General features: G+C 62.1%; 2 protein-coding genes. Both read right to left on the bottom strand.

What is annotated here, in order from left to right:
* Positions 1-134: 134 nt before the first annotated feature.
* Entirely contained in the window at positions 135-494 is a 360-nt protein-coding gene (tnpB, locus tag LH128_RS30470; protein WP_008833543.1) for an IS66 family insertion sequence element accessory protein TnpB, read from the bottom strand.
* A partial coding sequence (gene tnpA / locus LH128_RS30465; protein WP_008833542.1) for an IS66-like element accessory protein TnpA occupies positions 491-844 on the bottom strand: 354 nt, incomplete at its 5' end. The genes tnpA and tnpB, both read right to left, overlap by 4 nt.

The following is an 844-nucleotide window of genomic DNA, read 5'->3' as shown; positions in this document are numbered from 1 at the left end:
CATCTCCCGCAGCATTTTCTGCAGGAGAACGGGGTCTGTGGGGAGGCGATCAAGGTCGAACCGCATGCCCCGGACTATAGCGCAAGCCGCGATCCCATCCTACATAAAACGGCAGTTTCCTGCGGTTTCATCGCTCAAGCGAGTGTCGGAACGGGCACCTCGTCGTGAACAATCGCCTGCCGCCAATCCAGTCCCTCGATCAGCATCGCCAACTGTGCAGCCGAGAGCCGGGCGGCCGCCCCATCCTGAGTTCTGGGCCACACGAACTTTCCGCGCTCGAGACGTTTCGCATAGAGGCAAAGCCCCGATCCGTCCCAGACCAGGGCCTTCAATCTATCGCCTCGTTTTCCGCGGAACAGGAACACCGCGCCAGAGAAGGGATCGAGCTGGAGAATATTGCGCACCTGCGCGGACAAGCCATCGAAGCCTTTTCGCATGTCGCACGGCGCCAACGACAGATAGATCTTCGCCGATGGCGGCAGCGTCAGGCTCAACGTTCAAGCTCCCCGATAACCTCGAGCGCCAATCTCAACGCTTCTCTGTCGACCAACCTGTCGATCGACACCATGAAGTCACCGCCGCGCCGGATCTCAATCCGGCCAATCTCAGGTGCTGTCCCCTGCGGCTCGGCGGCCAACTCAACCGGCACGAACCCGGCCATCGCGCCGCGGAGCAATTGCTTACGCCAAGTGTAAAGCTGACCGGTCCCGATCCCGTACCGACGCGCGACCACGGCCATGATGGCACCCGGCTGAGTGGTCTCCTTCAGGATCGCCAGCTTCTCTTCGTCGCTCCAGTGCCGGCGCCGTTCCACTCGAACGACCGCTCCGCCATCTCGGCGTGC

Source organism: Sphingomonas sp. LH128, from assembly GCF_000293195.2.
In the GTDB taxonomy this organism is placed as follows: domain Bacteria; phylum Pseudomonadota; class Alphaproteobacteria; order Sphingomonadales; family Sphingomonadaceae; genus Novosphingobium; species Novosphingobium resinovorum_A.
Note: the sequence above shows the minus strand (reverse complement) of the source record. Positions and strands in the feature narration are given on the sequence as shown.